We start from the raw sequence: 24,309 nt of genomic DNA, 5'->3' as shown, positions 1-24,309 counted from the left end.
TTCGAAATCCGCTGCCGCCGGTCCACCAAGGTTTCCTGACTTGAACGGACGGGGGATGTCCGAGGAACGACAACCGTTCCGTGACGGGGCCGAGCGAGGAGTAACGGTCTCAGGTCGATGAGTTGCTTCACTGTGATGGCCTCAGGGATCGGTTCAGTCTCGTCGTCCTTCGGCCGCATCGCCTCGAGTCGCGATGTGTAGAGCGGTTCTGACGCGAGATTCTCCATGGACTCGGGCGGCGGCCCGTTACTAGATCGATCTCTCCGCCTCGAAGAGGTCCTATGACGTGTGTCTGGAACACTTTGGTGTGCCTTTCGTGCTCGCCGAGTGCTCGCTTATGGATCTTGAAGGGTTTTTGGAGAGGCAAGATTACAGGTGAGATGAATCAGGCGTGCTGCGGGAGAGAGGCCAAGGTGATGGCGGAGCTGCCAAGTCTCGTGGCTCCAAACCACAGGTTGACCATGGGACGCGCGTAATCGAGCACATCATTTGCCGAACTCAGTCGGCACAAGCCGCCCGTTGTTGCTCTCCTATGTGATGAAGAAAGAATATCTCTTCGCCTTCGAGAGAAATCTCTCGCCGACCTGGCGAGAGGATTGCCTTCTTCGTCCAAGGAGACAATTTCTCCTAGCGACAGGAATCTTCTCGCTCGTCAAACCTAGCTAAGGGACCAGGGGTGGACAAAATAGGTCAGGACCGCCATCGACACCGGCGGTCCTGACCTGGAAGTCCGGGACTCGCGGAACCTTAGGAGCTCGCCATGCCGTCTCGTTTCGAGAGTAAGGCTACTCAACAGCGGTGGATAGGGTCGAAGTACCTAACTCCCGGACCAAGCAAGCGAGCTTGGGGCAGACGGTGGAGGGGGCCGTTCTTCGGTGGCCGGCGTACTCAGGCGCTCGTGAGCGGCGGGATGTCTTGACGATAGCGACGTGTACCGAACAGGAACGCCGACTGCGGGCCGATGAACAGTTCGCCGTAGCGCCCACCGATGATGTCCTGGCCCGCGGCGAGGATCACCTGTTGGTCGCTTGGGGTTCGTGCGAGTTCCAGCAGGCGGCTGCGCAGCCGTAAGGCCGACTCATCTGCGGCTTCCAGGTCGTACACCTCGAATATGCGTACCTGCCGGTAGTCCGTGCCTGGCACGCTGCGGGGCGGCTCCAAAAGCCTGCGGACGAACCGGAAGGCCATGGTTTCGACCCCGGTCGCGACCTCGGGGTGGCCTACCTCCGCGAGTTCTTCACGCAGTTCGCGACGTAGGCATTCCATGGCCGATTCCCGGTTGGATCCGCCGTGGAACCAGCGCAGGAAGGGCGCGAGTCGGCGCGCGGGCATGAAACCACGCAGGTCATGTTGCATAACGCCAGCGTGGGAGGCACGCCGTTCCTCCCGGAATGAGAAACGATCCAAGTCTTCTTGCGCCAAGTGGTGAAATTTGAAGACACCGCCAGGTGGTCCATACGAACCCGGCGTGTACGGCGTGTGCAACAGCACGTATTGGTCGCCCTCTTTGATCCGTAGCAGGGCGCTCAGTGAGACCCGGACGGTCCCGATCGGCACCAGGATCACGGTGAGGATGGCGAGGAGGTTGCGGTTGCGCCAGGCAAGGGCGCCGATCCCGGCTAGCACGCTCGCGATGAGGCTGGAGACAATACCGGCGATCATCGATGCTCCGACTCTCGTGTCGAATGATAGAGCGCAACGTCAGCTTGACATAGCGCACTCGCCTGGCCAAGACCGCCGTTGCCCGTCTCGGCGCCGAGTGGCAGGGTGACGCCCGCACGATGCCGGAACGGTCCCGAGCACACCTAGAGATTCCGGAACACCACCAATCGGGAAAGACTGGGGCCTTTTCCGGCACCCCACGACCGTCGGGCATTAGTCTTGCGTCGGCTATCAATCTCCCTCTCTCCCCTAGGACGGAAACGTGGGTAACCGGTCCGGCAACGGTTGGGGAGAACTGCCGGCCGACGTGCTCGCCGCACTCGACAACTGGTGCGACTCCCACGACGCGGACATCACCCTAGTGCGGTGGCTGGAGGGCGGGCTCAGTGGTTCACCCGTCGGTGTACTCCGCTGGTTCGAGCGAGGGAGCGACGATCGCCAGCTGATCATCAAATTTCTCCCGGATGGTCCACAAGAGGCGCGGCTGACCAAACGAGCGCTGAATCTGTCGCCGGATGAGTTCCGGCGTAGCCACCTCGTGGAGCCGGTCGGTGACCCCGTGCCCGTGGGGAGATGGTGGATGCTTCGCCAGCACATCGCCGGCGGTGACCTGTTCACGATGCGGCCGCTGGCCGCCTTCTTGGATGAGGACGACACGGCGGTAATCTGTCGCGTCATAACCGAGTCGGTGTTAAGGGAGTGGAATCCCCGCGCAGAGCGCCCAGCCCGGGTGCTAACGGCCCGTCAATACATCCGCGAGCAGCTCGGCGCCAAGCTTGCTCCTCAGGGTGGTTTGTCACTATGGGCGGACGCCAACGCGCTGACCCCCGACGAGGACTGGGTGCATAGCGACGCGTTCAGCTGGTTGCCGAACCCACTCGCCTTCACCGCCGATCGGTCCTTCAAGGGCGCCGACAAGGAGTTCTATATCCAGCGCGGATGTGCTCACGGTGACCTCAACACGGGCAATGTCCTGCTTCGCCGCGGCCGCCTGGAAGAGTTCCGGCTGATCGACCTAGGCAGGTTCTCCGACGATGCACCGCTCGCCCGTGATCCGATGCATCTGCTGCTGGCGATGGCACGCAGGTGGGTCGAGCAGGTCAAGCCGCACTCCTCGAATCGCAGCGCGCTCATCCGGGCGATCGTCACCCCTGAGGAGGCGGGTAGTACCGCGGTGACGGGATACGGCGCGGTCAGCCAGGCCGTTCACGAAGTGGGGCAGTCATGGGCGGATGGCAAAGGCTGCGGAGATCAATGGCGCATTGAGTCGCTACTCTCCCTGGTCGGCGGTGGCTTGCTGTTCGCCGGACGGCATGAGGTCGCCGACGATCGAGAGTGGTTCTTCGAACTCGCCGCGTACGCCGGTCAGGAGTATCTCCGGGTGGTCGGTTTGTTGGGAACACAGTCTCCTCCACCGCTTCGGGCCACCATCGAACCCGAGCCCGCTGAGCCGGTAGCAGGAGATCCGGGAAATGGACGCCCCAGCCCCGCCCCGGTCGGTATCCCGCGTGACCGTGCCTTGATCAGCCGCGCGCTCGATGTACAACTCGTCTACATGCAGCGCGTGCTCGGCAACAAGAACAACCTCGTCGAGATCGTGATGCGCTTGTTCGAGGAGGACGAAGCCTTCATCCGCCTGGCTCCCTGCCGTCTTTCGGGATCTACGCCTGGGTCCGCCATCATCGCACTAGGCGACCAGCGCATCTACATAGTTGACCTGGATGCGATGGACCGGTTCTCCAGTAAGACCGCCATTGCTTATCGCGACATCTTGGACATCGTCCTTTATAACGACCGCAGATTGGGTTTACTCAACACGGCCGACATCGGGCTCTCAGCCACCTCCGGTGACTTTCTCGTTCGTGGCCTGCTCCGCTGGCAGGCGGAAGCGATCGTGTCCGAGTTGGAAGCCCTGACCGGACGTCGTCGTCGGCGCAGCTGACCGGACCCGAAGCGTCGTTCCTCAGTTCGACCAGGTGACGCTGGCTGCCATCTGCCGCTGCCACCGGCGAGCAGGCGGACGCGAGTGAGTCGCACCGGCAGCCTGGTCACCGTGTCAACGTGTGGTTTCTCCTGTAGCGGTCGAGTTCCGCTCACCCAGTTCTCCGACGCGGACGGTGCCGTCGTCGTAGCGGTGGGGCCGGTGTTCGGGCTTCAGCCTGGGCAGGCGCATCCCGGGATCGTGAGCCGTCGTGCCGGGTCGGGTCAAGAGGGCCTTCGGGTGGGTGAGGGATTGTTCGGCGTGGTCGAGGGGGGTGCTGAACAAATGGTTCGGGCTTTAGACCTGGTTGCAGACCCCCGGTGATGGATCGGGGGAACGAGACGAGGAGACCACGATGGCGACATCGACGGGCACGATCATCCGGCGTACGGGTGTGGCGGTGACGGCGGGGCTGCTGGCCGGTCTGGTCGGGATGGGGATGCCGGCGGCGGGGGCCGCCGCGCTTCCGGGGAGCGCGGCGGCCCTGCGGGCGTCGTCGTCGTCCGGGTCCTGCAGCAAGGGGGGCGCCTCGATCAACTTCTCGGCGTACTACCACAACAGCAGCAGGTACCACGTGTTCACGTCGTTCGCCTGGACGATCGCGGGCAGCGGCGTGCACAACAAGAACAACGTCCAGGTCCGCGTCAAGTACGACAACGCGCGGGGGCACGACCCGATCTACTGGACCTGGATCTCGCCCGACAACATCCGCAAGGGGCGTTCCACGCTGAACAGCGGGACGAGGAACGGCGGGAACCCGGTGCCGGCGAGCGGCGTGCGCGTGCCGAAGAGCAAGAAGGCGTACACCGAGTTCAAGGCCGTCTTCGACAAGTCGGGCACCGACCCGAGGTGCACCGGGCACACCCGGAACATCTGACCATCATCGGCGACCGTCGGCGCCACCCCGCCCGGGCGGGGTGGCCCGGCGGGGGTCGTGACGTAGTTGGGGGTCGGGATGTTCGCGCGTGTTGTCGTGTTCGGGGTGTGTGTTGTCGGGGTGCTGGGGTTGGGTGGTTGTGGTCCGGAGGGGCCGGTTGCGGGGTCGTCCTCGGGGGGCGCCGCGGCCGGTGCGGCGCTGTTCGCCGGGTCGCGGCCGACGATTCTGGCGGCCTCCGCCGGCGGGGCCGTCGTCGCCGATCCGGTCACCGGGTCGTACCGCGGTTACACCTCGGCGGGACGCCTGGTCTGGGCGGATCGGGAGGCGTATCGGACGGACGCCGAGGTGACGTGCGCGGCCCGGTGCCCGGACGCGGTCGTCTCCACCTCGGGCGAGGACGGCCGGCCCGGGCCCGCGTGGCTGCGGTCGGGCGGCGGCGTCCGGCCTCTGGTGGGCACCGGCGGTCCGGTACGGCGGGTGCTGGCCATGCGCGGGCCCTCGGACACCGTCGTCGCGGAAGGCGGGCGTGATGGGCGTGGAGACCTTGTTCGGGTGGAGCGGACCGATGGGGCGGGGTTTCGCGTTCAGGTGCCGAGTGTCGCCGATGTCCTGTGGGTGGAGGATCTCACGCGTTCGGTGGCCCTCGCGCTGTACGGGAGGCATGGCGGCACCGCCATGACCGTTCTGCGGTTCCGGCGGGACGGCCATGGGTGGCGTCCGGACGGCCGCGGTGTGCGGGTGGACGGTGTCTGGGGGGCCTGCGACGGGGGCGAGGGGGGACCGGCCGTGCTGGCGGGGCCGAGGGCGGTCCTGCTGAGCGGTGGCAGGGGGGCCTTGCTGGGCGGTGGGAAGGAGGGCCTGCTGGGTGATGGGCGGGGGGCCCTGCTGGGCGGTGGGAGGGAGGGCCTGCTGGGCGGTGAGAGGTCGGGCCTGCTGGGGGGTGGGCGGTCGGTGCCGCTTGTTACCGGGCTTCCGCAGGTGGGGGAGTGTGTGGCGGGCAGGTACGGCGCCGTGTTGCTGGCTCGTCGGCTGGACGGGGACGGCACGCCGCACACGGACCTGCGCGGCGTGGATCCGGCGGGTCGCCAGGTGTGGGCCCGCGAGGTCCCGGCGGAGGTCGAGGTGGCGGCCAACCCTTCGGGCCGGCGTTTCGCCCTGACCGGCGCCGGGATCATGGAGATCGTCGACCAGGCTGGGCGTACGGTCTCGCGGCGGGCCGGTGTAGCCTCCGCGCTCTATACCGGAACGGGGGAACTGGTCGTCGCGAGCGCCGCCGGCGTGATCGAATGGCTGAAAGGCTGACCGCCGGGTGATGTGGCGCTGGACGGGCTTCGGGCCTGACGGGGAGGCCGCCGCTTCGTGCCGGATGTCCGGTCGCCTGAGGGACGCAATCTGCGGATGGGACGTCGTGAGAGCCCGCTGGACGCCGATGCCGGGCCGGTCCAGCGTTTCGCGTACGACCTGCGGGCGCTGCGCCAGGAGGCCGGCGGCCTCACCTACCGCGACATGGCCGAGCGGGCGGGGTTCGCGGTCACCACACTGTCGCAGGCCGCGGCGGGTGAGCGGCTGGCGTCGCTCCCGGTCGTGCTCGCCTACGTGCGGGCGTGCGGCGGCGACCTCACCGAATGGGAGCGGCGCTGGCACGAGGTGGCCGGGGAGGCGCTGCTGCGCCCGGCCGGCGAGGACGACGACGGCGAGGCGCCGTATCTGGGCCTGGCCCAGTACGAGGCGCGGGACAGCGACCGGTTCTTCGGCCGGGAGCGGCTGGTGGAAGAACTGCTCGAACTCACCAGGAAGCGGCGTTTCGCAGCGGTGTTCGGGCCTTCCGGCAGCGGCAAGTCCTCTCTCCTGCGCGCGGGTCTGGTGCCGGCCGTACGGGAGGGACGGCTGGGCGAGCCGCTGAGCGTCGTGCGGGTGCTGACGCCGGGGGACCGGCCCGCGCGTACCCACGCCGCCCGGTTGTCGGCCACCGACAGCGCGCTGGTCGTGGTCGACCAGTTCGAGGAGGTGTTCACGCTCTGCCGTGACCCGGCCGAGCGGGCCGAGTTCATCGACCTGCTGCTGGCGGCGGGCGAGCCCGGCAGCCGGACGCGGGTGGTCGCCGCCGTCCGTGCGGACTTCTACGGACGCTGCGCCGAGCATCGCGGGCTCACCGAGGCGCTGCGCGAGGCCAACCTGCTGGTGGGGCCGATGGACGGGGAGGAGCTGCGCGAGGCGATCGTCAAGCCGGCGATGGCGCGGGGGTTCATCGTCGAGCGCACGCTCACCGGGAAGATCATCGAAGAGGTCCTGGACGAGCCCGGCGGCCTGCCGTTGATGTCGCACGCGCTGCTGGAGACCTGGCGGCGACGCCGGGGACGGATGCTGACCCTGGAGGGCTACCAGGCCGCGGGCGGCGTCCACGGCGCGATCGCCGCCACCGCCGAGCAGGTCTACACGGCGCTGTCGCCCGCGCAGGCCGAGCAGGCGAGACGCATCCTGTTGCGGCTGGTCAGCCCCGGTGACCGGGCGCAGGACACCCGGCGTCCCGCCGCCCGCGCCGAGCTGGACCCGCACGGCTCGCCCGATACCGCCCTGGTGCTGGACCACCTGGCCCGCGCCCGGCTGCTGACGCTCGCCCAGGACACCGTGGAGATCGCGCACGAGGCGCTCATCGCCTCCTGGCCGAGGTTCCGCGTGTGGATCGAGGAGGAGCGCGAGCTGTTGCACGTGCAGCGCCGGCTCACCGAGGCGGCCGCTGCCTGGCGGGAGCTCGGGTCCGATCCCGGCGCCCTGTACCGGGGGACGCGGCTGGTCGCCGCGGAGAGGCTGCTGGCCCGGCCGCAGGACCTCACCCCGCTGGAGCTCGAATTCCTCACGGCCTCCACGCGGGCGGCCGAACAGGCCGGGAAGGCGGCGGCGCGGCGCGGGCGGCTGGCGCGGGCGGCCGTGGCCGCGCTGGTCGTGCTGGCCGTCACCGCGTCGGTGGCGGCCGTGGCGGCGAACACCTTCCAGCGGCAGGCGACGGCGCAGCGCAACAGTGCCGTGGCGAGATTGGTCGCGGAGGAGGCCGCCGCCGTACGGGGTGGCCAGCCGGGCCTGGCCAAGCAGCTCAACATGGTCGCCTACCGCATGGATCCCCAGGCCAACGGCGCCTCGCTGTTCGCCGCGCAGGAGACCCCCGGGGTGTTCGACGGGCAGGACCGGGTGATCGACATCGCGCAGAGCCGTGACGGGAGGACGCTGGCGCTGTCCACCGGATCGGCGTTCGTCCTGTGGAGCGCCGACGGCCGGGAGAAGGGACGCATCGCCATGCCCGGGGCGGGCGCGGTCGCACTGAGCCCGGACGGACGAACCCTCGCCGGTACGGCCCCAGGAAGCGGGACGGCGTCAGGGACGGCAGGGGGTGGGCAAGGCGCGTCGGCGTCGGAACAAGGGCAAGGCGCGACGGCGGCAGAAGACGGGCGCGGCGGGACGGCGGCAGGGGTCGCCGGAAGCGGGCAGGGTGCGGGAAGCGGGCAGGGTGCGGCGGACGGGCGGGGCGCGGGAAGCGGGCAGGGTGCGGGGGACGGGCAGGGTGCGGCGGTGGTTCATGTGTGGGATGTGGGCGATCCGGCGCGCCCCCGGGAACGGGCCCTTCCTGGCGCGGGCCCGCTCGTGGCCGCCTCGCTGGCGTTCAGCCCCGACGGGCGGCTGCTCGCCCTCGGCACCGGCGGTGGCGGCGTCGGCCTGTGGGAGGTCCCCCCTTCGGGGACGGTGCGCTCCCTGCCCAGGTTGACCGGGCGTGGCGGGCAGGTCGGCTCGCTCGCCTTCGCGCCGTCCGGCCGCGTCCTCGCCGGCTCCGGCACGGACGGCAAGGTGCGGCTCTGGAACCTGGCCGAACCAGGCCGGACCTCCCCCTCGGCGACCGTCGACGGCGGCCGTACCAGCGAGGAACCGGCACGCGAGCCGCTGCATCGGCTCGCGTTCAGCCCCGACGGCCGCGTGCTGGCGGGCCCGGGTGACGGCGACACCAGCGGGCTGCGCTGGTGGGACGTCCGGGATCTCGCGCACCCGAGGCTCGCGGCGGCGGACGACCTGCGGAGGGGGACGGGGGCGTGCGGCGACCGGCTCGTCTCGGTCGCGTTCAGCCCGGACGGGCATGACCTGGCCACGGTGTGCGGTACCGACCTGCAGTTGTGGCAGACCGCCGACCCCCCTCGCTCCAACGTGATCGTCCGCGTCAACGACCTGCCCGCCCCCGGCGACGGCCCCGCGGTGTACGCCCCGGCGGGACACCTGCTGCGGCACGCCACCGACAGGGGCGTGCGCGAGTGGGACGTCGGCAACCCGTACCGGGTCGGCGCGCTGGCCAGCCTGGGCTCGGCGCCCGCGGGTTTCTCGGTGACCACCGCGTTCAGTCCAGGGCCTCGGCGGATGCTGGTGACGGAGGGCTCGACCGACGGGGCGCTGTGGGACTTCGGCGGTCCGACGGCGCCGGGCAAGGTGGCGAACCTGCCCGGAAGCGGCCACCCTGCCATCTCCGGCGCCGCGTTCAGCCCCGACGGTCTCGTCCTGGCCACCAGCGAGATGGACCCCGGCGACCGTTTCGTCGTCCGGTTGCGGAGCACGGTACGGCCCGGCGCGCCCCCGGTGGCGACCATCCGCGATCTGGACATCGCGGCGCGGGCCCTGGCCTACAGTCCCGACGGCCGGACGCTGGCCGTGGCGGACGGCCTCGGCGACGGTCAGGCGCACGCCCCTGATTCGGTGAAGTTGTACGACGTCAGGGACCCCGCCCACCCGAGGCGGCTCGTCAACCTGATCGGCCAGGCCTTCAACCTGGCGTTCTCCCCGGACAGCCGCCTGCTGGCCGCCGGTGGCGCGGACATGTTGCCGCTGTGGGACGTGTCCGATCCCGGGCACCCGGTCACGCTGCCGTCCCGGCGGCTCACCGCCGGGTCGGTCGTCTCCAAGCCGGCCTTCCGTCCCGACGGGCGCCTGCTCGCCGTCACCGACAGCGAGGACACCACCCGCCTGTGGCGGGTCGGCGCCGGCCGTCTCGAGGAGGAACCGGTCACGGTGCGGACGGTGGGGTCCGGCGGCGGTGTCACCTTCAGTCCCGACGGCCGCACGCTCGCGTGGTCCAGTTCGGGGGACGTCAACGGTTTCCCGTCGAGCATGCCCGGTCACATCGAGCTGTGGGACGTCAGCGACCCGCGCGTCCCCATCTTCCAGGCGGCCTTCGCCTACGCGCTGACCCTCTCCCCGCAGGACCTGTCCTACAGCTCCAACGGAGCGCTCCTCGCGACGACGAGCGACACGCTGGACGTGTGGACGACCCGGCCGCGGACCACGCCGGACCGGCTCTGCGCGAGCATCGGTGACGTCATCACGCCCGAACAGTGGGCCCGCTACGTACCGGACACGCCCTATCGGCCGCCGTGCGGGGGACCGCGAAGGTCATAGGGTCGTGGGCGTCCTCCGTGCCGAGGACGCCCACCGGCGTTCAGGTCAGCAGGGGAGGAACAGGGTGTCCGGCACCTCGTTCTTCACCAGGGTCGAAAAGTGGTCGGCGCGCGCCGACGGGCAGACCTCGGCGGCGACCTTGGCCGGGGTGTTCAGGCCGTCGTCCCTCCAGTCGTCGACGTACTCGGTCTGGAAGACCGCCTTGCCCGCGGCGATGAACGGTGTGGTGGTGTCGCACTCCTCGTAGTAGTAGCACTCCTCGTTCAGGGCCCAGTCGAACGCGGCCACGGTGTCGGCGTCGACGACCTCGACGCCGTTCTTCATCCCGACCGACAGCCCCCGGTCGTGCGCCTGGCGGGCGACCTCCAGGTACCACGCCTTCTCGTTGGCCTTCGTGATCGGGAAGCCGGGGTTGTTGCCCAGCGGGTTGTTCTGGTCGGGCTCGACGCCGTCGCAGCCGATCTCCTTGGCCAGGTCGAGCCGCGACCACATGATCGGCGCGAACGAGCTCAGCGAGGCGGGCCGGATGTCCAGCCAGTTCTCGTCCTCCCAGCCGCTGTTGTTGCCGATGACCGAGCGCGGGAAGAGGCTCGCGTCGGGGCGGTAGCCCTCGTAGGCGCCGGTGTCGAGATAGCAGATCGCGATCTTCCCGGCCGCGTGCAGGCGGTCGACGATGCCGGCGTTGTCACCGGCGGGCCAGGTGACGCTCCCGAAGCCGGGGATGGTCTTGGTACGCGCCGACGGTACGGCGTCCTGCAGGTCGATGTCGTACATGGCGACGTTCTGGAACGGGGCCCGCACCTGCTCGGTGATCTGCCACTGCCAGGTGGTGCCGGGTGCGGGACGCCACACCTCGGCCGCTTCGGCGTGAGTGGTGGCCGAGGCGTCCGCCTGGGCCGCGGGGCCGGTCACCGCGAGTGCCAGTGCGGCCGCCATGATCGCGGCCGTCCGTACGCCCCGCTTGGATCGTGCTTCCTGACCGATGCTGATCTTCAACGCTCGTGCTCCTTGCCCACGGGGGACGTCTGCGTGCGTCCCCCGTTTCCCCTCGAACGGATCCGGATTCGGAACGAGCCGGGGTGCGTGACCGTGGACCTGCGGAGGCCCCCGGGAAGCCGGTCGCCGGCCTCCCGGCAAGGTGACCATGCCTCAGGTTTTAATCCCCGCGCCCCGGCATTTTTGATCACGACGAAAGTAGCCGCTGCCGGTTTGCCGTCGAGGATGAATCCAGCAAATGATCAAATTTCCAAGAATTGGAGCGCACCATCCCGGCGGGACGGCCGGCGGGCGTCCACGGCTGGTCCCGGTCGAGCCGTAGAGGGCACCATCCCGGCGGGACGGGCGTCAGGTCGCCTCCGGCGGGGCGGGCGGCGGGGGCAGGCCGGCGATCGCGTCGGCCACCGTCGGGTAGCAGGTGAAGATGCGCACCAGCCCCGTCCTGAGCAGCACCCGTTCGCACATGCCGTGCACCCCAGCCAACGCCAGCAGCCCGTCCGCCTGACGCACCTGTTTGTACGCGCGCACCAGCGCGCCCAGCCCGGAGGAGTCGCAGAACTCCAGCTCCGACAGGTCGAAGATCAGCCGGGGCGGGTGGTCCAGCTCGTAGACCACCCCCAGCTCACCCGCCAGCCGGGGTGTGGTGGCCATGTCCAGCTCCCCGCGAAGGCCGACGACCACGGCGGCGGGGGAGGTCTCGACGGTGACCCGCAGACGCGGCGGATCCTGCTCGGGATGCTCACGGGAAGGCAAGTGATCACCTCATTCCCAGAGCACCCTTCCCCAACAGCCGTACCTATGCCATCTGAACGCCGTTCATCCGAAAACCTTCGCCGAACGGCCCTCACGCTCGCCGGTATCCCTGCCCTGCGGTCTCGGGGCCGGTCTGGAGAGGGCTTTCGGGGCTTGTGCCTCACGTGGCGTCAGGGATTAGCGTCGTGCGTGTGGACGAACGGCGCTGGCGGGTCGGGGAACTGGCCACCGCGACGGGCCTCACCGTGCGGGCACTGCACTACTTCGACGAGATCGGGCTGGTACGGCCGGCCGGGCGTTCGGCAGCCGGACACCGCCTCTACACGGCGGAGGACGTCACGCGGCTGTACCGCGTCGTGGCCCTTCGCCATCTCGGGATGCCGCTGGCCGGCATCGCGGGCTCGCTGGACGGCGACATGGCCCGGCTGGAGACGGTGCTGCGCGCGCACATCGCGCACGTGGACCAGGCCGTCGCCACCCACCGCCGGTCACGGCGGCGGCTCGACGCCCTCCTGCGCGCTCTGGAGGAGGGCGGGCGGCAGCCGTCCATCGACCGGCTCATCGAGACGATGGAGGAGACCATGAAGGCGACCCACTTCACCCCCGAGCAGCTCGCGCGGCTGAAGCATCGTCACCAGGAGGGCGGCGACCAGGGGTTCGCGGCGTGGTTCCAGGAGCTCGGCGAGATCGCGGGTCAGGTCGGGGAGCGGATGCGCCAGGGCGCCGACCCGGCCGACCCCGATGTGCAGGCGCTGGCGAGGGCCTGGAGCGACGCCGTCGACCGGATGATCGGCGGTGACACGGCGGTCCTGTCGGCGATGTACGCGAAGATCGACGCCAAGGGCCCGGAGGCCGCGACGCGCGGCCTGCTCACCACCGAGGTCTGGGAGTACCTGAAACGCGCCTTCGCCATCGGTTTCGCCCGATGACGACCCCCGCCCCGCCGGAACCACCGGAACCAGGAGGCGCGGGCGGTCAGGCGTGGTCGGCGCAGCAGGGGGTCGGGTTCGGGACCTCGGCGGGCATGAGGCGGTCGCCCGAGGCGGGCATGGTGAGCAGGGCCACCCGCCCGTCGCGCCACTGCGGCCGCACGTGGTCGTTGGTCACGACGAGCGCGTCCGGCGACGGCCCGTCCGGCACGGCCAGCACAACGACGTGGTCGATCGCGGACCGGGCCAGCACCTCGGTGACGCTGAGCGTGCCGGTGAGGTGGGCGTGACCGGGGAAGACGACCAGGCGCCCGCCGGTCCTGGCCGCGTGCTCGGCCGCCGCGAGCGCGGCCCCCTCGGCGAGGCCGTGCGGCCCGGCCCGGCGCGCACCGGCCGGCCCGGTCTCCCCACTGAGCGCCGCGCCCACCGGGACGGGGTGCGCGGCGGCCAGCTCCGGACCCAGCCGGGCGGGGAGAGCCGTCAGGTCGACGGGGTGGCCCCCGGTCGTGAGGGAGCACGCGACGTGCGGCGGACCCGCGGAGGTCCGTACGAAATGCGTGCAGCCGACGGTGCCGGCCGGGAGGCCGAGCACCTTCACCGTGATGTGGAGAAGGTGCTCGGCCTCCGCGACCGTCCGCGAGCCCGCGTCCAGGCCGAGGATCATCCGCGCGGCACGATCCAGATGGGGTTGCTGTAGAACCAGAGGTCCTTCCACGGGTCGGCGTCCCCGAAGACGTCGATCTGCGGTCCCGACGGGTCGACGGCCGCGCCGAGCAGCCCGGCGGCACCGCGGTTGCCGTCGGTGCCGCGCAGGCGGACGTAGATCGGCCGGTCGATGGCGCCGGCCTTGTAGGTGAACGTCACCGTGCCGGTGTTCTTGCCGACCTCGAAGGAGGTGACGACCTTGGTGGACGGGGTGGTGAAGACGTCCTTGTCGCCGGCCGGGCCGGTGACGTCGCCCTGGATGACGTCCACGCGGGCGAGCGTCGGGATGAACTGCGCCCAGTTCGGCACGTTCGCCAGCGTGATCTCGATCGCGACCTCGACCTTCGCGCCCTTGCGGACGTGGAGCGTGTCGCCGAGCGCGACCCCGCGCTGCCCGGTGCCGGACTGCCGGGCCCGCACGACCAGGCCGCTGATGAGCCCGCCGTGGTCCACCCAGACGCGGCCCTGGCGGATGCCGTCCATGACGGCCGTGTAGGAGAAGTCCTTCGCGCCGACGTGCGTCCGGCTGTAGAAACCAGGCCAGAAGTCGCCGTTCGCGAGGTTCGGGACACCCTTGTACACGGGGTCGTTGTACTTGCCGTTGGCGTCGAAGTCGCTGCCGGGGCCCCGGTCGCTGGCGTCGCCGTACACCGCGTGCGAGTCGGAGTTGGCGGTGATCCACCAGCTCTTGCCCTCGGCGAGCAGGCTGTCCCACAGTCCGCCGACGGTGGAGGTCATCCAGTCGAACCCGCCGAAGGTCTTGTAGCTCTCGGCCGGGTAGGACGGCCAGGAGTCGGCGCTCGGGCTGTTGTCGTAGAAGCCGCGCCCGGAGCCGCCGCCGTTCGGCTTGGGGATGCCCGCCGCCTGGTGGCCGGGCGCGCCCTCCATGCCGACCGCGATGCCCGGTTGGGCGTCGCGCCAGCCGCGGATCTCGTGCGGGGAGTCGAGGCCCTTGCGCGCGGGATGGTTGGCGAGGAACAGCGCGTCCTCGACGCGCCGCCGCTTCACGGCGTCGGCGAGGAAGTTGAGCCCGGCGATGGCGAGGGCCTCGTTCTGCGGGGTGCTGGCCGTGGCGTTCTTGACCGACCCGTCGAAGGAGTTCTCGAAGTCCTTGAGCGTGGACAGCTCGTTGCGGCCGGGGGCCACGAACACCGTGCCGTGCTCGGCGGCCGGGATGTTCCACTCCAGGCCCTGGAAGACCAGGGTGTCCTTGACGATCTTTCGCGCGGCGACGATGTCGGGGTTGACCTTGTCCACACCGATCTTGGCGTGCGCGACGCTGCCGTGGTCGGTGATGACCATCCAGTCCAGGCCGTACGCGTTGGCGTGCCTGACGTGGTCGCTCACCTTGTAGAAGCCGTCGCTGCTGTACTGGGTGTGGATGTGGTGGTCGCCGGCCAGCCACAGGTAGCCGTCGCGCGGCTCGGCGCCGGTCCTGACGCGCTCAGGGGTGGCGGCGGCTGCGGTGCCGGGCGTGCTGAGGACGCCGGCGGCGGTCAGGCCCGCACCCAGGATCCCGGCGCGCCGGAACATCTGGCGCCGGGAGAGCTGCCCGGGGGACAGCTCGGAGTCGGGGACCGACAGGTCCACGACCGGGGCCATCTCGCCCTGGTCGAGGGCGTGCCCGTCGCCGTGAGAATGGTCGTGAGGGTGCGCATGAGAGTGATCGTGAGGGTGATCGTGCCCGTGGCCCATGTCCTGCCTTTCCATCCCGCCGGAGAGATCTTGCTCCGGCTACCTAGGCACCATGGCAAGGGCGGTTGAACCGGATGTGAACACGCCGGATCGGCGGGGGGTCGAGTGGCTTTCGGTCTTCATGTACCGAGGATGCTGGTCACGGGCCCGCCGGTCACGTCGCGCGTTCGCACGACTCCTCAGAGTTTACGACGGCCGCCATCTCGCGTTCACCCGGCGGTGGCCGGACAGTTCCTCAGGAACCTTCGGCGGGGGTGCGCGGCTCGGCGAGGATCATCGCCCGCGCGTCGGATACCCCGGCCAGCCGGGCGAAACCGACCGCGTACTCGTACATGTTCCCCTGGAGCCGGCGCAGCTCGGCCCGGCACTCCGCGTTGTCCGGCCAGCTCGCCTCCCCCTCGCCCGGGTGCTCCTGCTCGAAGCTCCGCAGCCGGGGGTGCCAGCGCCCGAGGAACGGCCGCAGCTCGGCGTTGAGCATGTGCACGGCGAGGTGCTCGACGCTCTGCCCGCCGGGGACGCGCGGCGAGGGACGGCTCGCTTTCAGGGTCTCGCGGGTGCTCTGGAACAGGGCGTACAGCGAGTTCATGGCCTCGCGGACGATGCCCTCGTCGTCCTGGAGTGGCTGGGTGGAGATCCGGGTGACCGTGTCCACGAAGAACTGCCAGGCCGCCTGCCTGCTGTCGTTGTTGACCAGGAAGGTGAGCTCGCTGACCTGGGGGACGATGACCTTGACCTCGGTGAGGCGCCCGCTGCGGCGGTACACGCGCATCACGGCCGCCGTGACGATCCCGGCGATGCCGCCGGTGACCAGGAACAGGCTCCTGCCGCTCACCAGGGTGACGCCGTGGACGACCAGGCCGGTCGCCGCGCCGACACCGGCCGAGACGACCAGGCGGACGGCGCCGCCCAGCGCGGTTCGCCACCTGCCCCGCCCTGCCCACGTCAGCGGCACGTGACCCCCGGTTTCCCGTTCTCTCGCGAATTCGAGTACAGGACCGGACTTTAACAAATCATGGATGCCGGCGGCCCGGAGTCGACGCCCCGCAGGCGTCGCCCCGGTGTGATCTACCCGGCGCCGGCGCCCACAGGGGTGAGAGCGCCGGCGCCCGTGACCACGACTCGGGTCCGGCCGGTGCTCATCGTCACCGGCTGGTCTCGATGCGGCTGATGAAGTCCTGAACCGTCGTGAGCTGTACGAGCTCCTCGTCCGGGACGAGGACGCCGAGCTCCTCCTGGATCGCGACGGCGATCTCCACAACCGACAGCGAGTCGACGTCCAGGTCCTCCAGGAAGCGCTTCTCCGGAGAGACCTGCTCGGTCGGAACGGCGGTCACGGTGAAGATTATCCGGCGCACGGTCTCCAGGGCGCCCGGCTCGGTCTGGGTCTGGGTCATCGTTGTCTCCTTAAAGGGGATGCGGGTGGTGCTGAACGAAGAGGGGACCGGCTCATACCGTCTCCACCGCGAAGAGTTCGCGGACGGCGCCGGCGTCGGCCGGGGTCTTGACCGCGTGGCCGGTCGTGCCGGGCAGGGCGCGCCTGGCCAGGTTCACCAGGGTCCCGGCGGGCGGGAGCTCGACCAGGGTGGTGACGCCGAGGCCGGCGAGGGTGTCCTGGCAGGCGTCCCACCGCACCGGCGAGGTGACCTGGACGACCAGCCGCCGCAGGTACTCCGCCCCGCTGGTCACCAGCGTGCCGTCGTGGTTGGACAGCAGCGGCGTACGCGGGTCCTCGGGACGCAGGTCGCGGGCCGCGGCGGCGAGGCGCTCGGCGGCGGGCGCCATGTGCGGCGTGTGGAAGGCGCCGGCCACCGCGAGCGGCCGGAGGCGGGCCCCGGCGGGGGGCGCGGCGCGGAGCGCGTCCAGTTGCCCGGTCGTCCCGCCGGCGATGACCTGGCCCGCGCCGTTGTGGTTGGCGGCGACGAGCCCATGGCGTTCCAGCGCGGCGGCGACCTCGTCCGGGTCGCCGCCGAGGACGGCGAGCATGCCGGTGGGCGTGACGGCGGAGGCCTCGGCCATCGCCCGGCCGCGCTCGGCGACCAGGGCGACGGCCTCCTCCGGCCGGAGCACGCCGGCGAGCGCCGCGGCGGCGAACTCCCCGACGCTGTGACCGGCGACCACGGCGGGGATCGCGGGCCCGGCGAGGTCCCCGAAGATCACCTCGGCGGCGACGAGGGCGGCGGCGGTCAGCAGCGGCTGGGCGACCGCGGTGTCGCGGATCGTCTCGGCGTCCGCGTCGGTCCCGAGGGTGATCAGATCCAGGCCGGCGCTCTCGGAGTACGCGGCGAGCCGCCGCCGTACTCCCGGGACCTCCAGCCACGGGGTGAGGAAGCCGGGCGTCTGGGCGCCCTGACCGGGCGCGACGATAGCAAGCATGTCCGAGTTCTTAGGCACGCCCGGTCGAGGATCGCTCGGGCGTGCCTAAGAGACCCAGCTCAGAGGCATGTTCGGCGGCGCGATCGACCACGGCACCACCGGCACTCGACTGAGAGTCCGTTCCCTCCGGTTACCCAGGTACAGGTTCATCCGACCGACCGAGATGGGAACGCGATGAAGGCTCTCGTGCTTTCTGGGGGTACGGGCAGCCGCTCACGCCCGTTCAGTTACTCGATGTCCGGTCAGCTGGTGTCCGTGGGGGGCCGGACAGTGCTGGAGCACTGCCTGGACAACCTGCTCCGGCTCGGCATCACCGACGTCGGGATCGTCGTCGGGGCACAGTGCGCGGAGATCAGCGCGCTGCTCGCCGCCGGCGCCGAGCGCGGGCAGCGCGTCACCCGCATCCCGCAGGCCGAGCCGCTCGGCCCGGCCCACTGCGTGCGCCTCGCGCGCGACTTCCTGGGCGACGACGACTTCCTGATGGTGCTCGGCGACAACATCCTGCTCGGCGGCGGGGGCATGGCCCGGATGGTCGAGTCCTTCAGGAACCGCCGCCCCGCAGCCCAGGTGGAGCTGGTGCCGGTGGCCGACCCCGGCGAGCACGGCATCGCCGAGCTGGACCGGGACGGCCGGGTGGTCCGCCTGGTGGACCGGCCCGCCGTCCCGCGCGGCAACCTGGCGATCATGGGCGTCTACCTGTTCACCCCGGCCGTCCACGAGGCCGTTCGTGCCGTCACGCCGAGCGCCCGGGGCGAGCTGGAGATCACCGACGCGATCCAGTGGCTCGTCGAGCACGGTCACGACGTGCGCGGCAAGGTGTTCGACGGCTACTGGAAGGACACCGGGCGCATCGACGACCTGCTCGACGCCAACTGGGTGCTGCTGGCCGCCGCGACCCCGAAGAACGACGGCGAGGTGGACGAGGCGAGCACGCTGTCGGGCCGGGTCGTGATCGAGGCCGGTGCCAGCATCGTCCGCTCCAGCGTCACCGGCCCCGCGTACGTCGGCGCCGGCAGCGTCGTGGTCGACAGCCGGGTCGGCCCGAGCACCGCGATTGGCGCGGGCTGCGCGATCACCCGCTGCGGCATCGAGAACTCCATCGTCCTGGACGCGGCCATGGTCAACGACCTCCAGGGCGTCGACGGTTCTGTCATCGGCCGCTCCGCGCAGGTGGAACGGGGCGTGGGGGAGTTCGCCCAGGTGGAGAGGGGTGCGGGGGAGTTCGCCCGGCACCGCCTCGCGATCGGCGGGCGCGCCGGCGCCGAGGTCGCCGCCTGACCCCGGGGCCGGGCGGCCCGGCCACCGCCGGAATGAATGTTTCATCGGGCTGTCTGATGATCGGTTGAGCGGCCGTACGCGTTTCCCGAGGCCAATGGGGGTGCGGGGGGCGTACTCCCGGTAACGGCCGCTCACCGGGCGGTAGCAGTCCGCAATGTGCTGTACATCCTCCGGAAACAACCACACGATGGGAGCGCTCCCACCGCCGGATTGTCGAGCTGGGCGCTGCTTGGCCGTCTCAAGAAGACGGCGGAACCCATCAGTTTCGTGAGGGAGAAAAACAGACAATGGGACCCCACAAGAGTTCCTGGCGCAGAGCGCTGACGGCGGTGACAGTGTTGCTGCTCGCCGCCCTCGGGCTCGTCGCCAGCCCGATCTCGGCCAACGCCGCCGTGGCCTGCGAGGTCACCTACGCCAAGGCCTGGGAAGGCGGCACCGGGTTCGGCGGCAACATCACCATCAAGAACCTCGGCGACCCGCTCACCAGCTGGGCGCTGACCTTCGCCTTTCCCGGTAACCAGCAGGTGAGCCAGGGCTGGACCGCCAACTGGTCGCAGTCCGGCAGCAACGTCACCGCGTCCAACATGTCGTACAACGGTGCCCAGGGCACCGGCGCCTCGTGGAGCATCGGCTTCAACGGCACCTTCACCGGCACCAACACCAACCCGAGCAGCTTCGCGATCAACGGCACGACGTGCACCGGCCAGGGCGGCGGGACAACCCAGTCGCTGGTGGTCAGCCCCACCTCGGTGACCGTACCCGAGGGCGGCACGGCCACCTACGGCGTGCGGCTCGCGGCGCAGCCGACTGGCAACGTGACGGTGAGCTCGACCGCGGGCAGCGGTGACTCCGACGTCACCGTCACCGGCGGTTCCAGCCTGACGTTCACCACGTCCAACTGGAACACCGCGCAGAACGTGACGGTCTCGGCCGCGCAGGACACCGACACCACCAACGGGTCGCGGACCATCAGCGTCGCCTCCTCGGGTCTCGCCTCCGTCGCGGTGACCGCGACCGAGGCCGACGACGACACCAGCACCGGGACGCAGTCCCTCGTCGTGTCGCCGACCAGCGTGAGCGTGCCCGAGGGATCGACCGCCACCTACGGCGTGCGCCTGTCGCGGCAGCCCAGCGGCAACGTGTCGGTGACCTCGACCGCGGGCAGCGGTGACACCAACATCACCGTCACCGGCGGTTCCAGCCTGACGTTCACCACGTCCAACTGGAACACCGCCCAGAACGTGACGCTGTCGGCCGCGCAGGACACCGACACCACAAACGGCTCGCGGACCATCACCGTGGCCTCCTCCGGCCTGACCTCCGTCGCGGTCACCGCGACCGAGGCCGACGACGACACCGGCGGCGGCAACGGCGGCACTCACGTGGACAACCCGTACGCCGGCGCCACCGGCTACGTGAACTCCGACTGGGCGAGCAAGGCCTCCGCCGAGCCGGGCGGCTCCGCCGTGGCCAACGTCTCCACCGGCGTGTGGCTGGACCGCATCGCCGCCATCGCGGGCACGTCGAGCGCCAAGGGCCTCGCCGCCCACCTGGACGCGGCGCTGACCCAGGACGCCGCCAACGGCAGCGCCCCGCTGACCATCCAGTTCGTCATCTACAACCTGCCGAACCGCGACTGCTCGGCCCTCGCCTCCAACGGTGAGCTGAAGATCGCTCAGAACGGTCTCAACCGGTACAAGACCGAGTACATCGACCCGATCGCCGCGATCCTGAGCCAGTCCAAGTACTCGGCGCTGCGCATCGTGACGATCATCGAGATCGACTCGCTGCCCAACCTGATCACCAACACCAACGTGGCGGCGTGCGCCGAGGCCCAGTCGTCCGGCGCCTACGTCCAGGGTGTCCAGTACGCCCTGAACAAGCTGCACGCGATCACGAACGTCTACACCTACATCGACGCCGCCCACCACGGCTGGCTGGGCTGGGACACCAACTTCGGCCCGTCGGCGCAGCTCTTCGCCAGCACCGCCCGCGGCGCCACCGCCGGTGTCGCCAGCGTCGACGGCTTCATCACCAACACCGCCAACTACTCGGCGCTGACCGAGCCGTACTTCACGATCAACACCAGCGTGAACGGCCAGTCGGTGCGGCAGTCCCACTGGGTCGACTGGAACTTCTACGTCGACGAGCTGACCTACGCCCAGGCGTTCCGCAACCGGCTCATCAGTGAGGGCTTCAGCTCCAACATCGGCATGCTGATCGACACCTCTCGCAACGGCTGGGGCGGCTCTGCCCGTCCGAGCGGACCGAGCACGTCGACCGACGTCAACACCTTCGTGGACCAGTCCCGCGTCGACCGGCGGATCCACGCCGGCAACTGGTGCAACCAGAGCGGCGCCGGCCTCGGCGAGCGGCCCAGGGCGAACCCTGCCACCGGCCTCGACGCCTACGTCTGGATCAAGCCTCCGGGTGAGTCCGACGGGTCCAGTTCGGAGATCCCGAACAACGAGGGCAAGGGCTTCGACCGGATGTGCGACCCGACCTACACCGGCAACGAGCGCAACGGCAACAGCATGAGCGGTGCCCTGGCCAACGCGCCGATCTCCGGCGCCTGGTTCTCGGCGCAGTTCCGCCAGCTCCTGCAGAACGCCAACCCGCCCGTTTCCTGACCCTTCCCCCGACTGCGGGCCCCGTCACAGCCGTCCACCGGCCATGACGGGGCCCGTCCCCATCCCCGGCGACCGCGGCGGCCGGCGAGCGCCGCGGCCGACGGGCGTGCGCCGTTCTTGTTCTCCGCGCACGGCCTTCGCGTGTGACGGCTTATGCGTGAGACGGCTTAGGCGCGTGAGCCGAGCATCCCGTGCGGGTCCAGGACGAACTTGGACGCCGCGCCCTTGTCGAAGTCGGCGTAGCCCTTGGCCGCCTGGGCCAGCGGGATGGGCGTGGCGTTCACCGCCTTGGCGATGTGCACCCGGTCGTTGAGGATCGCCATCATCAGCTGCCGGTTGTAGCGCATGACCGGGCACTGGCCGGTGAAGAAGGAGTGCGATCTCGCCCACCCCAGGCCGAACCTGAGCGACAGCGACCCCTCCTTGGCGGCGTCGTCCGCCGCGCCCGGGTCGCCCGTGACGTACAGGCCGGGGATGCCGATCGAGCCGCCCGCCCGGGTGGTCGTCATCAGCGAGTTGAGCACGGTCGCAGGACGCTCGGTGCCCGCGTCCTGGCCGTGGCCGCGCGCCTCGAAACCCACCGCGTCGACCGAGCAGTCCACCTCGGGGACGCCGAGGATCTGCTCGACCTGGTCCTTCGGGTCGCCGAGGGAGACGTCGGCGGTCTCGCAGCCGAAGCTCCTGGCCTGCGCGAGGCGTTCCTTGTTCAGGTCCCCGACGATCACCACCGCGGCGCCGAGCAGGAACGCCGACGCCGCCGCGGCCAGCCCGACCGGTCCCGCGCCCGCGATGTAGACCGTCGAGCCGGGTCCCACCCCGGCGGTGACGCACCCGTGGTGCCCGGTGGGGAAGATGTCCGCCAGCATGGCCAGGTCGAGGATCTTCTCCATCGCCTGGTCCTTGTCGGGGAAGCGGAGCAGGTTCCAGTCCGCGTACGGCACCAGCACGTACTCGGCCTGCCCGCCGACCCAGCCGCCCATGTCGACGTATCCGTACGCCGAGCCTGGCCGGTCGGGGTTGACGTTCTCGCAGACGCCGGTCTTGCCTTCCTTGCAGTTCCGGCACCGGCCGCAGGCGATGTTGAACGGGACGGACACCAGGTCGCCGACCTTGATGAACTCGACGTCCCGCCCGGTCTCGACGACCTCGCCGGTGATCTCGTGGCCCAGGATGAGGCCGGTGGGGGCGGTGGTCCGGCCGCGCACCATGTGCTGGTCGCTGCCGCAGATGTTCGTCGCGACGGCCTTGACGATGGCGCCGTGCGGGACCTTGCGGCCGACGTTGGCGGGGTTGACCCCCGGGCCGTCCTTCAGCTCGAACTCGGGATAGTCGGTGTCCACGACCTCGACCCGGCCGGGTCCCTGGTACGCGACCGCCTTGTTTCCGGCCATTGCGGCACCTCCCGTGAGCGCGACGACCTGTGTCCTGCCCCGAACTATGGTCATATATCCGCAGGTCAAGGGCATAAATGGGACACGGGGGAGATTGGTTGTACTATGGTAAACATTGTAGTCCTACAACCTCTTGGAGCAACGTGACCCAGCTCAGCCGCCGGAGACGGATGCTGGTCCTGTTGATCTGCTGCATGAGCCTGCTCATCGTCGGGCTCGACAACACCATCGTGAACGTCGCGCTCCCGTCGATCGAGCACGACTTGCACGCCCCGGTCTCGGGAATGCAGTGGACGATCGACGCCTACACGCTCGTGCTCGCGAGCCTTCTGCTGTTGTCCGGCTCCACGGCGGACCGGGTCGGGCGCCGCCGGACGTTCCAGGTCGGCCTGGTGGTGTTCGCGGCGGGGTCCCTGCTCTGCGGACTGGCGCCGAGCCTCGGCTGGCTGGTGGCCTTCCGGGTCATGCAGGCGGTCGGCGGCTCGATGCTCAACCCGGTCGCCATGTCGATCATCACGAACACCTTCACCGACGCGCGGGAACGCGCCCGCGCGATCGGGCTGTGGGGAGGCGTGGTCGGCATCAGCATGGCCCTCGGGCCGGTGGTCGGCGGGGTGCTCGTCGACTCGGTCGGGTGGCGGGCCATCTTCTGGATCAACGTGCCGGTGGCGGTCGCCGCCCTGGTGCTCACGGCCCTGTTCGTGCCCGAGTCGCGGGCGCCGCGGCCCCGCCGGATCGACCCCGTCGGGCAGGCGCTGGTCATCGTCACCCTGGCCTCGCTCACGTACGCCATCATCGAGGTGCCCAGCAGAGGGTGGCGGTCGCCGCTGATCCTCGCGTTCTCGGTCGCCGCCGTCGCCGCGCTGGCCGCCCTGATCGTCTACGAGCGCCGGCGCCGGGAACCCCTGATCGACCTGCGGTTCTTCCACAGCGCGCCCTTCTCGGGGGCCTCGGCCATCGCGATCAGCGCGTTCGCCGGGTTCGGCGCGTTCCTGTTCCTGAACACCCTGTACCTCCAGGACGTCCGGGGCCTGTCCCCGTTCCACGCGGGTCTGAGCACGCTGCCGATCGCGGCGATGGCGGTGGTGTTCGCGCCGCTGTCGGGGCGGCTGGTGGGGGAGCGGGGCTCCCGGCCCTCGCTGATCATGGCGGGGGTCGCCATCACCGCGAGCGGGCTCATGCTCACCCGGCTGACCGAGACCACGCCGCTCGCCTGGCTGCTGGTGAGCTACACGGTCTTCGGGTTCGGTTTCGCCATGGTCAACGCGCCCGTGACCAACACCGCCGTCTCGGGGATGCCGCTGGCGCAGGCCGGGGTGGCCGCCGCCGTCGCCTCGACCAGCCGGCAGATCGGCCAGTCGCTCGGGGTGGCGGTCGCCGGGTCGGTGCTCGCGTTCGGCATCACCGGACCGCTGCGCGAGGGCTTCACCAAGGCGAGCCTGGCCGGCTGGTGGATCATCGCCGGGTACGGGGCGATCGTGCTGCTGCTCGGTATCATCACGACGGGCCGCTGGGCGCGCGGCACCGCGGAACGGACCGCGGCACGCCTGACCGTCGACAACACAAGGATCCCCATCAAAACATGACCCCCGACCCCGAACCACCCACCCCA

Annotated in this window: 17 protein-coding genes; 8 read left to right on the top strand and 9 right to left on the bottom strand. The window is 70.3% G+C overall.

Features of this window, described 5'->3' with window-relative positions:
• Window positions 1-888: 888 nt before the first annotated feature.
• Window positions 889-1,662: an SMODS-associated NUDIX domain-containing protein gene (locus tag NYZ98_RS16270; RefSeq protein WP_262843623.1), complete on the bottom strand. Its 774-nt coding sequence runs from the start codon at window positions 1,660-1,662 to the stop codon at window positions 889-891.
• Window positions 1,663-1,924: 262 nt separating this feature from the next.
• Here NYZ98_RS16270 and NYZ98_RS16265 point away from each other — a divergent pair, with 262 nt between their 5' ends.
• From NYZ98_RS16265 to NYZ98_RS16250, 4 genes are all read left to right on the top strand, one after another.
• Entirely contained in the window at window positions 1,925-3,604 is a 1,680-nt protein-coding gene (locus tag NYZ98_RS16265) for a hypothetical protein (RefSeq protein WP_262843622.1), read from the top strand.
• Between the two features lie 394 nt (window positions 3,605-3,998).
• Entirely contained in the window at window positions 3,999-4,520 is a 522-nt protein-coding gene (locus NYZ98_RS16260) for a hypothetical protein (protein ID WP_262843621.1), read from the top strand.
• Window positions 4,521-4,598: 78 nt separating this feature from the next.
• On the top strand, window positions 4,599-5,822 hold the full coding sequence (locus tag NYZ98_RS16255; RefSeq protein WP_262843620.1) for a hypothetical protein: 1,224 nt from the start codon (window positions 4,599-4,601) through the stop codon (window positions 5,820-5,822).
• A gap of 96 nt (window positions 5,823-5,918) precedes the next feature.
• A complete protein-coding gene (locus tag NYZ98_RS16250) occupies window positions 5,919-9,947 on the top strand; it encodes an nSTAND1 domain-containing NTPase (RefSeq protein ID WP_262843619.1) in 4,029 nt (1,342 codons plus the stop codon).
• A 45-nt stretch (window positions 9,948-9,992) separates the two neighbouring features.
• On the opposite strand, the gene NYZ98_RS16245 is transcribed toward NYZ98_RS16250, so the two are convergent.
• Both NYZ98_RS16245 and NYZ98_RS16240 read right to left on the bottom strand, forming a co-directional pair.
• Complete coding sequence (locus NYZ98_RS16245) at window positions 9,993-10,943, bottom strand: endo alpha-1,4 polygalactosaminidase (protein WP_262843618.1); 951 nt, start codon at window positions 10,941-10,943, stop codon at window positions 9,993-9,995.
• A gap of 348 nt (window positions 10,944-11,291) precedes the next feature.
• Complete coding sequence (locus NYZ98_RS16240) at window positions 11,292-11,696, bottom strand: STAS domain-containing protein (RefSeq protein ID WP_262843617.1); 405 nt, start codon at window positions 11,694-11,696, stop codon at window positions 11,292-11,294.
• 185 nt (window positions 11,697-11,881) lie between these two features.
• Here NYZ98_RS16240 and NYZ98_RS16235 point away from each other — a divergent pair, with 185 nt between their 5' ends.
• Window positions 11,882-12,625 carry a MerR family transcriptional regulator gene (locus tag NYZ98_RS16235; protein WP_262843616.1) on the top strand — a complete coding sequence of 248 codons (744 nt, stop codon included), beginning with the start codon at window positions 11,882-11,884 and terminating at the stop codon, window positions 12,623-12,625.
• A 46-nt stretch (window positions 12,626-12,671) separates the two neighbouring features.
• On the opposite strand, the gene NYZ98_RS16230 is transcribed toward NYZ98_RS16235, so the two are convergent.
• From NYZ98_RS16230 to NYZ98_RS16210, 5 genes are all read right to left on the bottom strand, one after another.
• Window positions 12,672-13,289, bottom strand: coding sequence for a hypothetical protein (locus tag NYZ98_RS16230; RefSeq protein WP_262843615.1), 618 nt, complete (start codon window positions 13,287-13,289; stop codon window positions 12,672-12,674).
• Window positions 13,286-14,932 carry a PHP domain-containing protein gene (locus tag NYZ98_RS16225; protein WP_262843614.1) on the bottom strand — a complete coding sequence of 549 codons (1,647 nt, stop codon included), beginning with the start codon at window positions 14,930-14,932 and terminating at the stop codon, window positions 13,286-13,288. Before NYZ98_RS16225 ends, NYZ98_RS16230 begins: the two co-directional genes overlap by 4 nt.
• 328 nt (window positions 14,933-15,260) lie before the next feature.
• Window positions 15,261-15,977, bottom strand: a complete 717-nt coding sequence (locus NYZ98_RS16220) for a hypothetical protein (RefSeq protein ID WP_262843613.1) — start codon at window positions 15,975-15,977, stop codon at window positions 15,261-15,263.
• A gap of 190 nt (window positions 15,978-16,167) precedes the next feature.
• Window positions 16,168-16,419 carry an acyl carrier protein gene (locus NYZ98_RS16215; protein ID WP_262843612.1) on the bottom strand — a complete coding sequence of 84 codons (252 nt, stop codon included), beginning with the start codon at window positions 16,417-16,419 and terminating at the stop codon, window positions 16,168-16,170.
• Between the two features lie 52 nt (window positions 16,420-16,471).
• A complete protein-coding gene (locus tag NYZ98_RS16210) occupies window positions 16,472-17,398 on the bottom strand; it encodes an ACP S-malonyltransferase (RefSeq protein ID WP_262843611.1) in 927 nt (308 codons plus the stop codon).
• Between the two features lie 174 nt (window positions 17,399-17,572).
• Between NYZ98_RS16210 and NYZ98_RS16205 the strand changes: the two genes are divergently transcribed.
• Together NYZ98_RS16205 and NYZ98_RS16195 are read left to right on the top strand one after the other, a co-directional pair.
• Window positions 17,573-18,676: a glucose-1-phosphate thymidylyltransferase gene (locus NYZ98_RS16205; RefSeq protein WP_262843610.1), complete on the top strand. Its 1,104-nt coding sequence runs from the start codon at window positions 17,573-17,575 to the stop codon at window positions 18,674-18,676.
• Between the two features lie 329 nt (window positions 18,677-19,005).
• Window positions 19,006-21,306, top strand: a complete 2,301-nt coding sequence (locus NYZ98_RS16195; RefSeq protein ID WP_316249570.1) for a glycoside hydrolase family 6 protein — start codon at window positions 19,006-19,008, stop codon at window positions 21,304-21,306.
• A gap of 167 nt (window positions 21,307-21,473) precedes the next feature.
• On the opposite strand, the gene fdhA is transcribed toward NYZ98_RS16195, so the two are convergent.
• Window positions 21,474-22,697, bottom strand: a complete 1,224-nt coding sequence (gene fdhA, locus NYZ98_RS16190) for a formaldehyde dehydrogenase, glutathione-independent (protein ID WP_262843609.1) — start codon at window positions 22,695-22,697, stop codon at window positions 21,474-21,476.
• A gap of 143 nt (window positions 22,698-22,840) precedes the next feature.
• Between fdhA and NYZ98_RS16185 the strand changes: the two genes are divergently transcribed.
• Complete coding sequence (locus tag NYZ98_RS16185; protein WP_262843608.1) at window positions 22,841-24,283, top strand: MFS transporter; 1,443 nt, start codon at window positions 22,841-22,843, stop codon at window positions 24,281-24,283.
• Window positions 24,284-24,309 lie beyond the last annotated feature (26 nt).

The organism is Sphaerisporangium corydalis, assembly GCF_025506355.1.
Lineage (GTDB): Bacteria > Actinomycetota > Actinomycetes > Streptosporangiales > Streptosporangiaceae > Sphaerisporangium > Sphaerisporangium corydalis.
Note: the sequence above shows the minus strand (reverse complement) of the source record. Positions and strands in the feature narration are given on the sequence as shown.

What these genes read in the sequence shown, in the direction of transcription:
- NYZ98_RS16255 (WP_262843620.1), top strand. Translation starts at nt 4,599, where the DNA reads ATGTTCGCGCGTGTTGTCGTGTTCGGGGTGTGTGTTGTCGGGGTGCTG.
- NYZ98_RS16215 (WP_262843612.1), bottom strand. Translation starts at nt 16,419, where the DNA reads ATGACCCAGACCCAGACCGAGCCGGGCGCCCTGGAGACCGTGCGCCGG.
- NYZ98_RS16225 (WP_262843614.1), bottom strand. Translation starts at nt 14,932, where the DNA reads ATGGCCCCGGTCGTGGACCTGTCGGTCCCCGACTCCGAGCTGTCCCCC.
- NYZ98_RS16230 (WP_262843615.1), bottom strand. Translation starts at nt 13,289, where the DNA reads ATGATCCTCGGCCTGGACGCGGGCTCGCGGACGGTCGCGGAGGCCGAG.
- NYZ98_RS16260 (WP_262843621.1), top strand. Translation starts at nt 3,999, where the DNA reads ATGGCGACATCGACGGGCACGATCATCCGGCGTACGGGTGTGGCGGTG.
- NYZ98_RS16250 (WP_262843619.1), top strand. Translation starts at nt 5,919, where the DNA reads ATGGGACGTCGTGAGAGCCCGCTGGACGCCGATGCCGGGCCGGTCCAG.
- NYZ98_RS16205 (WP_262843610.1), top strand. Translation starts at nt 17,573, where the DNA reads ATGAAGGCTCTCGTGCTTTCTGGGGGTACGGGCAGCCGCTCACGCCCG.
- NYZ98_RS16270 (WP_262843623.1), bottom strand. Translation starts at nt 1,662, where the DNA reads ATGATCGCCGGTATTGTCTCCAGCCTCATCGCGAGCGTGCTAGCCGGG.
- NYZ98_RS16210 (WP_262843611.1), bottom strand. Translation starts at nt 17,398, where the DNA reads ATGCTTGCTATCGTCGCGCCCGGTCAGGGCGCCCAGACGCCCGGCTTC.
- fdhA (WP_262843609.1), bottom strand. Translation starts at nt 22,697, where the DNA reads ATGGCCGGAAACAAGGCGGTCGCGTACCAGGGACCCGGCCGGGTCGAG.